This window comes from Ligilactobacillus murinus DSM 20452 = NBRC 14221 (assembly GCF_001591685.1).
In the GTDB taxonomy this organism is placed as follows: Bacteria; Bacillota; Bacilli; order Lactobacillales; family Lactobacillaceae; genus Ligilactobacillus; species Ligilactobacillus murinus.
Map to the genome: position 1 here is coordinate 1 of NZ_BCVJ01000059.1, position 9655 is coordinate 9655.

Consider the following 9655-nt stretch of genomic DNA (forward strand, 5'->3'; position numbering starts at 1 on the left):
TTACAAAAAGCGCATATATAGGCTTACTAATAAATAATTTTGGCAATATAAAAATTAATCCAGAAATCCAAGGATACATACCATTAAAGGCTTGACCAACATTTTGGTACCCCATAAAATTAATCAATTGTGGTATCTCAATATTTTTAAGTGCAGCTGTTATCGCTTCAAATCTTATAAAGTGAATTTGACCATCTGTTGTCCCCTTAAAATACCCTCCTATAAATGCAGGATATGTAGCCAAAATTGCACATATGACAAAAATAAGGACTATCCCCAACTTTCTTACACTACGTTTTTTATCATCCACTATGATTCTTCCTTTCATTTATCGCACTCAACACAAACATAAAAATCATATAGCTCACCAACTCCGCAAAAGTTTTTCCCACATATTAATGCTTAAGCTAATACTTTTCCAACTCTAAAAATATCATACGATCAGCCTTAGAAGGGCAAGTTTCTCTATATTTTTAGATATCTTAAGTCATTCACATCAATGAACCAAATATTTCTCTATTTACACAACTTAATTATTACCCATTCACAAAATTGCTTTCTCAAAAGTAAGATTTCTATATTTATATATCTTAAAAATTAATGTATATCGTATACTTCTAGCTTTCTAGCCAATCAATTAATTCTATATATATCTTTGGCTCATGCTCTTTCTTCATAAAAACTTAGTCCTAAACGGATAAGTTCGGTTTAAATAGAATGAACGAACTATCGGCAACTTTGGAATTATAATGATTCCTACAACAGTCAACAAAAAGCGATACAATATTTCCATGCTAACTGCCAAAATTTGATTTCCCGTTGTTTGAGCTAAAGTTCCATAGATTTTTCCTGAAATAGCTAGTGAATTTAAATCGATCAAATGAACACATAAGACGATCAAAGACATCTGTCCATAATATTTAACAGCTTTTAAATCCGCTTTAGTTTCACAAAGAATTTTTGCTAAATACATTAAAGTAAAACTGCCACCAATACCGCCTAGGATTGCTAAAATAGGAGAATCCGCATATGCAATATTGAGATATAAAAAGCCACTTTGTGCTGATACTATCCATAACACAATCCCTGTAAAACATCCAAATCGCCCATATTTTTCAATCAAATCAATTTTTTTGATTAAATAACCACTATAATAAAACAACTGACTAGCCATGGCAGCATTCAAAGACCAGGGTAGCCAAATATCTATATCAGTCAAATAAAAGCCCACAAATGTTACAATAGTAGCTACGATTCCACTTATATATAGGTTCCCGCGAAAGCTATCTATAATAAAATTAAAGATGATATTACCAAAATACATGGCCAGTAAGAACCAGATAGCACCTATTGCATTAATCGTTAACGATTTATCCCAAAATGGATTTAGTGTTGTTCCACTACCGTAAATAGCTGATACCCAAAAGCTACGCATATCTAGGTTATAGATCCAATTAGGAAAAATAAAATTAAATCTCGTAATAATGACTACATTGAGCAAAGTTGCCAAATATGGCAATAATAGATTGACATTTCCCCCCTTAAAAACCTTTTTAAATGGTTTTTCTTTATAAAGATATCCTGATAAAACAAAGAACACCGGTACATGCACAGCGAAAATCAATTTTCCCACAATTGAGTAGGTGTATACTTCCAATGTGTGGCCCATAATTATCAGAAACATGCCCACTGCGCGTACTATATCTATCCAATCAATTCTCCTCGTCATATTTCCTCCAAAAATTATGTATTGAAATCAAGTATTGTGTGTTTCACGTGAAACTCTATACTCAATAATCAAGAATATTATATTACAAATCCTTCAATTATCCTATAACTATAGTCATTTACCCACACTCCTAAAATTTTACCTTGCACGATCAAAGCTTTAATGGTATTCTAACCTTATAAAGCTCACGGAGGTTGTTACCATGAATTACAGTATTAGTACACAAACTACAGCAACCACCACCTCAACCACCACTATGTAGGCTGGTTGGGGCTATTTGAGATAATAAAATGTCGATTAATAAAGCTAACTGATCAGCAATATCACCTAACAATAAATGTTACGTCGATACCGCTTTTTAGTTAGCTTTTTTGCATAGGACAAAGAAATGGGGATTTTTTATGAGTAAGGATTCAAACGAGCAGCCCAAAAATCATTTAAATCGGTCGCTCACGTCTGGTCAAATGGAAATGATCGCCCTTGGTGGAACGATCGGGGTCGGGTTATTTATGGGTTCGACTTCCACCATCAAATGGACTGGTCCATCTGTTTTGCTAGCTTATGCCTTTGTTGGGATCGTCTTATATGCGGTCATGCGTGCCCTAGGTGAAATGATCTACATCAAACCTGGGACTGGTTCTTTTGCTGATTACGCTACCGACTATATCCACCCACTTGCTGGTTATTTAACTAAATGGAGCAACATCTTTCAATATATCGTTGTTGGGATCAGCGAAGTCATCGCCGTCACTCAATATTTGAATTACTGGTGGCCTAATCTTCCAGATTGGGTATCTGGGCTAGTTGTCGTGATCACACTGACTTTGGCTAATCTAGCCTCGGCCAAAGCTTACGGGACTTTGGAGTTCTATTTTGCCTTGATCAAAGTCGTCACGATCATTTTAATGATCATTATGGGGCTAGCCGTGATCTTTCTTGGCTTTGGAAATAACTGGCAACCCTTAGGCTTATCTAACTTATGGGCTCATGGCGGCTTTTTCCCTGGTGGCTTTAAAGGCTTCATGTTCTCACTTTCGATCATTGTTGGTTCCTATCAAGGGATCGAGCTTTTAGGGATCACAGCCGGGGAAGCCGCTAACCCTAAGCATGCGATCGTCGCAGCCGTTAAATCGATCGTTTGGCGCATCTTGATCTTCTATATCGGAGCGATCTTTGTGATCGTAACGATCTACCCATGGGATCAATTAGCTGCGATCGGTTCTCCATTTGTTGAGACTTTCTCTAAAGTTGGGATCGCTGGGGCTGCCGGGATCATCAACTTCGTGGTCTTAACAGCTGCGATGTCAGGAGCTAACTCTGGGATCTATAGTTCTAGCCGTATGCTCTTTAAACTTTCCATCGACCATGAAGCACCTAAGATCTTCAGCAAGCTCTCTAAGCACGTGGTACCAAACATTGCGATCTTAGCTATCTCAGGTGGGATCTTACTTGGGTTTATCCTAAACATCATTTTGACTAGCTTGAACAAAAATACGGCTAATCTCTTCGTTGTTGTGTATAGTTCTAGTGTTCTACCTGGGATGGTGCCATGGTTTGTGATTTTGATCTCAGAATTACGCTTTAGACGACAAAACGCACACGAATTAACGGATCACCCGTTCAAGATGCCACTTTATCCGTTCTCAAACTATTTTGCGATCGTTTCACTTGTTGTGATCATGATCTTCATGTTCATCAACCCCGATACCCGTGTATCAGTTTCAGTCGGAGCTATCTTCTTGCTCATCTTGACCGCTGTTTTCTTTAGTCGCAATAAGAAAGCCAAAGTATAATTGAAATAAACTCACTAAAAAACTGTCAAAATTTCTTTTAATAGCGAAATTTTGACAGTTTTTACATATTTTATTTTATGAAGGTACCTTTTAGATATTGTTTTCCCGCAGTCAAGTCATACTGAACTAACCGATAATCTTCTAAAAGCTGTTTTTGTGTCTTAGTCAAGCTCTTAGAATCAACAATTTCTCCATTTTGCGCAATCAACTGTAAATTAGTGTTATAGCTATTGATCGTATTTTCTGTGATGTCCAACGTCAAAACTGGTAATTTTTGTGAGACATCTGTCAATAATGCATAATATGGTGAAACTTTAGAGTCAGTTTGAGCTGTAGCTAACGCAGGAAAATCAGTTGGTGAGACGAGTTTAGTCTCTTTAGTCAATGGCTTGGCTCCTTGTCTCTGGGCATAAGCATTAGAGTAGATGAAGTAATCAGTCTTATGCAAAACCAACCCATATTGCTTCATATCCACGCTTGGATAGATTCCCGGCAAATGATCGCCATAGAAGACAAACGTAATTGGTTTTTGAATCTGATCGATTTGTTCTATAAATTTTTGAATCGCCTTATCGCTGTGATATAGTCCCATAGAAAAATCTTTGACCATATTTCGGATATTTTCATCAACTGATTCACCCGTTGGCGTAAACATATCCGAGCCATCGTAGTAGTTGTTATAGTATGGAAAATGATTTTGCATCGTCACCAAGTTGATAAACAAGCCACCTTTAGCTTTCCTGATCTGATCTAGTGTATTAGCAAATGCTGTTTCATCTGACAGATATGGGCTACGATCAATCTTTTTTTGATGCTTGATCGGATATTTACTACCAATGTACATGAAACGATCAAAACCAAATTTAGCGTAGACTTCAGGACGACTGTAAAACGCTCCAATGTATGGATGGATCGCGACAGCTTCTGGAAAATAATCAGCAATCGACGGAGAATGTGTCTGTGAAGGTACTAGTTGCGTATATGGAGTAGGCAAAGTTGGTGAGAAATTAGCTAAATTAAAACCTGTCAATGCCATATACTCCATATTTGCAGTTCCACCACCATAACCAGCACTCACCATATAGCCAGCCGTAGTTTGCTGCTTGATTTTTCTAACGTTAGGAATTGGATCATTTGGCAATTCAATTCCCGGAACTTGGGTTGGATCAGAAAAGCTTTCACTCAACCCAAAAATCAAAATTTGATCACCAAGTGTATTTAAACGCGTCATATTTATTTCTTGGGCCCGCTCAGTATAGCGACTTTTGATCTGAGCCATCTTTTGTTTTGAATAGCCAGCAGGTTTGGGCATAATTTCAACATCTAAATTATTTGCAAACTGCAGGAATGGTCCATTTTTTTGTGCCCCTGCTAATTGATTATAAAAAGTTGGGTCATTGCCAGTTTTATCCATAAAAATATGCACTAATGAATCTTGGTGATTTAAATAGCGAGCCCCATTAAAGAATATAACAGAAATTATAACCCAAATAACTCGGGAAATAATTTTTTTGCGTCCAAACGGATGTGTTCTTTCTAAATAAATAATCCCTATAACAGCTAACAAGAGTGCAATAATTGTTACTCCAATGATCCAAGTATTGACCATTCCAATCAAACTTCCCCATGCTTTGACCATCGAAAACTCGGAGGGCATGATTGGTTCATTGCGCGCTTGGATCTTCAAGCGGTTAGCAACCGTCCAGATTACTACGATCCCAGCAGTAGTAATCTCAGCTAGCCAATAGCGATTAGTTAAACCCCATAATAACTTGAAAATCATGATAAATATTAAGGTATTAAACAACACCTGAAATTGTCGCGGACCTAGTGTATACGTGAAAATGTTGTAACTTGCATCAACATTAGGCTCCACTTCCCAACTCATATTCATCATCAAAAATGAAATGTAAGATAGACTATAAGCTCCCACTATCCCTACTAAATATGGGTGATGCGTAGCTATCCATTTAACACCCTTATGTTTTAAAATATCCAATGCTTTAGGATCATCAAGTTCAGGGAGCGTCTGATCCAAACTGGCACACCAGTTTTTGACACACGGCTGTAATGCCAGTAGGAGAACTACTACTAACAAGAGCAATAACACTCCCAAAATCTCTTTTGTTACCAAATTTAAGATCCTTGTAGTTGCATGCCCAGTAAATTTAGTGTTATATGCTACCCAAGCATTGGTAACATCACTAATTCCACTGATAATGATTCCACCTAGGGCTACATATTCAAGCAGGCGCTGCTTGAAATCAGGCAGCCCATGTAACCATTGACTGAACATTACTGCTACAAAAACAGCAATAGCCGAACTCGAATTTACAAAGCGATAACTAGTTGAAAGATCTCCATGGACCGTTTGCGAAATCAGTGGCATTGCGCTCACCAAACCAATATATAATAAGCAGGCTGACAGAGTCCAACTAAGAGTATTTAGCTTACTTAACTTTAATGGCTTTAGCTCCAAAGTGACTCCTAATAAAAATAGCATAAGCGCAAAAGTAACTGAATTACCACCAACAAACCCAAAAATATCTTGTGCAAATAACGTTGGCAAAATAATAACTACGCCCAAAAAAATATACGCTAATTGTGAATACTTTATTAGAAACTTCCGATATAATGGCAACAAAAGTAACCCAAAAATAATTCCTGTAACAAGTGGGTACGTATTGCGTATTATCGGTAACAGCGTATTATAGATCAAACTAGACGAAATTTCTTTTTTTAGAATGAAATAAATACTTATGGTGAGCACACCCAACAAGATAGTGTACATCCAAATTTTGATAACTTTCCCTATCGTGTGTGTTTGCCAAGCTAAATAGCGTCCTAGGCCCAATAAAGTCAACGTTAGTCCTAAAACAGTCACGCTATGTAAAAGTAAAACTCCACTCAATTGTACTGATGGTTCATTATATTTAGTTGCGATTTCTGGATCAAAAGCCCAAAATAGGCGATCGAAACAGAGTAAGAATATCCCTATGATCAAGTCATAGCTACGGTATTTTTTGATGAGAAGTCCCCACTTTCTGTGTAAATTAATTATGGCATTTGCATAAATTTTGTATCTTTGACATAGTTTTTTCCCGTAGTAGCATCATATTGAATCAGCTTTAAATCTTCTAAAATCTCTTTTTGCTCAGCTGTTAGCTGCTTTTCATTTAAGACTTGTTCCTTTTCCGTTACATAATCGACAATACGAGTCTTAGAGTTTGATACACTACTTTCCAAATAAAATGCTGGTATTTTCTGATAGACTTCAGTTAACAAAGCATAATAAGGTGAGATCTTAGAGTTAGTTTTTTCAGCTACCATAGCAGGAAAATCATTTGGTGAGACTACTTTACTCTTGACCAAGCTGCTTTTAGCACCATTTTGCTGTGCATATTTATTTGAATAGACAAAATAGTCTGTTTCATGTAAACTCAACCCGTCCTTTTGCATATCATTTGCATATATTCCAGGCAAATGATCGCCGTAGAAGACAATCGTTATCGGTTTTTTGATCTGATCGATCTGTGTAATGAATTCCTCTAGATATTTGTCTGTGTAGTGAATTCCCCTCGCAAAGTTGTTAATTGCACTACGCGTATTATCAATATCAACAGCCTCCATTACTTCAAATTTACTATCGTTGCCATAATAATCATTATATGGCATATGATTTTGAATAGTTATTAAATTGATAAATTGTCCTAACGTCCTATTATTCTTTATCGCCTCAAGTGCATTCATATATGCCGTTCTATCAGATAAATATGGATTAGTTCCCACATTTTCTTGATACTTGACTCCGGTTTTACTTCCAAGATAAATATAATCATCAAAACCAAATTTATTGTAAACAACGGGACGACTATAAAAATTTCCCACATAAGGATGAATAGCTACTGAATTGGAAAAATAATCTACAATTGAAGGAGCGTAGGAACTTGTAGCAACTATTTGAGCATATGGTGTACTAATAGTTGGCGCGAAATTTGCCATTGGAAAACCCGTTAGAGTCATATATTCTGTATTAGCTGTTCCTCCACCATAACTCGCACTTATCATACGTCCTCCAGAGCCCTGTGACATTAATTGATGCACATAAGGTATCGGATCACTTTTTAGTTTAGTTCCATCCACATTATTTGGATCACTAAAGCTTTCACTCAAATTAAAAATTATTGTTTGATCACCCAAAGTATTAGTACGTGTAGCATTGATCTGTCGAGCTAACAAACTATATTTAGTCACTATTTCTTGGATCTTAGCTTTTGAATAGCTTTTAGGCTGATCCATTATAACAATATCTATATTATTTAAAAATTGAATAGTCGGTCCATTTAGTTGAACTGCATATAGCTGATAATGAAAAAGCGGATCATTCCCAACGTTTCTCATAATTTTTTTAGCAGTAGAGCCTTCATGATTCCAAAAACAACTGCTAAATACTACTAAAATCGGTAACAACATATATATTACTCGTTGTTTAAATGATAACCCTTTGACCTGTTTTTTTCGTGACAGCCAAATACTTAAAATAATTCCTCCTACTAAGAGGATCCCTCCTAATACCACGGCCCACGCCGGAGCCATCTGTAACAGGTCACCATAACTTTCGACCATTTTTGCTTCGGATGGTAAAATTGGCTCACGTCGACTATCTATCTTTAAGCGAGTCGCAATCAACCAAATAATTATTAAATAGTCACCTACTAAAAAAGCTAGCCAAAAATTATTTGTTAGCCCACGTAAAAATATATGCACGCAGATAAACAATAGTGCCGTAAAAGCGATCATCTGCGGCCGCTGCAACACCGCAAAAGTCCACGCACTATATGTAATATCCCCCGTCATACTATCAGCGACATGCCCATTGACACTAGTCAGAACAAACGAAAAATATGCAAAGAATAGCATCACTCCCACAACTAATAGCTGATATTTATGCGATAGAATACCTAGTTTACTTTTGGAAACTACTAATTTTACTTTTTGTTCTAAATTATGTAAATTCCAAGTGTCAAGCCCTCTATCTAAGTTGGCTAGCTTCTTAGCCCAACTAGTTTTATCGTAGATTCGAACACACATAATAATTACCAATGGGACTAAAATAGCTTCTAACAGCTCTAAATATCGTAATCCCCAACCAGCACCAATATTAAGCATATTTGTAAGCTCAACTAAAGTACTATTTGATGACAGTAGCATAGCTCCTAATAACCCTAAAATATAGCGTTGTTTCTGCTTCCAGGATAGATTATAAACAAAATAATTCAACAAACATATGCTGAATAATATAGGGAATAAACTAGCCGAATTAGTTAGTCTATTTGCCGTACTTAAATCACCATGGCTTCCTTTTGAAATTAACGGCATCATACCTAAAAATAAAATCAATAATAAACCCGCGCCCAATAATGCAAAGCCATCCTTCATATCGGTACGTTCTAATGGTAAATTTGCCCCTAGATTAAATATGACCCAAGCATAAAATACAGATGACCCACCGTTATAACTAAAAATATCTTGATTAAATATAGTAGGAATAACGATTAATATAATAAAAAATATATAGTATGTGTATGGAGTTACCGCAAATAATTTACGCATTCCCTTTAGCGTAAGCGTCCCTAAAAATACCCCACTTGCTAATGGGTAAGCATTTCGCAAAATTGGAAAAATAGCATTATAAAAATATCCGACCCAAACTGGATTCGACTGTAGCATATACAAAAGTGCTAAGCTTATCCAGCCTCCCACAAATAACCAGCCCCAGATCTGTGCCAGACCAATAGTCTTACTATGAGCAACTAAATAGCCGATCAACAGTAGTGCCAGTACTGGACCAGTTACTGAAAAGCCATGTAAAACGTTAGCCAATAAATATTTAAAACTTATAGTATCTTGTTGTAAGATCTGTGGTTCATGTTGCCAATATAAAGCATTAAATAGCGTTAAAACCATGGCCCCATAAGTAACTGACCATGCTTTGAGTTTGCTTCCCACATCTTTTTTGATCATAATCCTCCCCTGCTCCACTTTCATAAAAATATTGCTACAATTAGTATATCTAAAAATACTGGTATTATAAACTGCACCTTACACAAAAATAATAATTTAAACAAAAAAT

The 9655-nt window shown here is 36.3% G+C and carries 4 protein-coding genes and 1 pseudogene; 1 reads left to right on the forward strand and 4 read right to left on the reverse strand.

What is annotated here, in order from left to right; translation table 11 throughout:
• Together LMU01S_RS08970 and LMU01S_RS08975 are read right to left on the reverse strand one after the other, a co-directional pair.
• Window positions 1-310 (reverse strand): annotated as a pseudogene (locus LMU01S_RS08970) (hypothetical protein); the annotation flags it as partial.
• 363 nt (window positions 311-673) lie between these two features.
• Window positions 674-1729, reverse strand: a complete 1056-nt coding sequence (locus LMU01S_RS08975; protein WP_056959280.1) for an acyltransferase family protein — start codon at window positions 1727-1729, stop codon at window positions 674-676.
• Window positions 1730-2130: 401 nt separating this feature from the next.
• On the opposite strand from LMU01S_RS08975, the gene LMU01S_RS08980 reads away from it, so the two are divergent.
• Window positions 2131-3522 (forward strand): amino acid permease, encoded by a 1392-nt coding sequence (locus LMU01S_RS08980; RefSeq protein ID WP_056959279.1) that lies wholly within the window; start codon window positions 2131-2133, stop codon window positions 3520-3522.
• Window positions 3523-3592: 70 nt separating this feature from the next.
• Here LMU01S_RS08980 and LMU01S_RS08985 read toward each other — a convergent pair whose 3' ends face one another.
• Window positions 3593-6526 carry an LTA synthase family protein gene (locus LMU01S_RS08985; RefSeq protein WP_056959278.1) on the reverse strand — a complete coding sequence of 978 codons (2934 nt, stop codon included), beginning with the start codon at window positions 6524-6526 and terminating at the stop codon, window positions 3593-3595.
• A gap of 53 nt (window positions 6527-6579) precedes the next feature.
• Window positions 6580-9546 (reverse strand): LTA synthase family protein, encoded by a 2967-nt coding sequence (locus LMU01S_RS08990; RefSeq protein ID WP_082613077.1) that lies wholly within the window; start codon window positions 9544-9546, stop codon window positions 6580-6582.
• Window positions 9547-9655 lie beyond the last annotated feature (109 nt).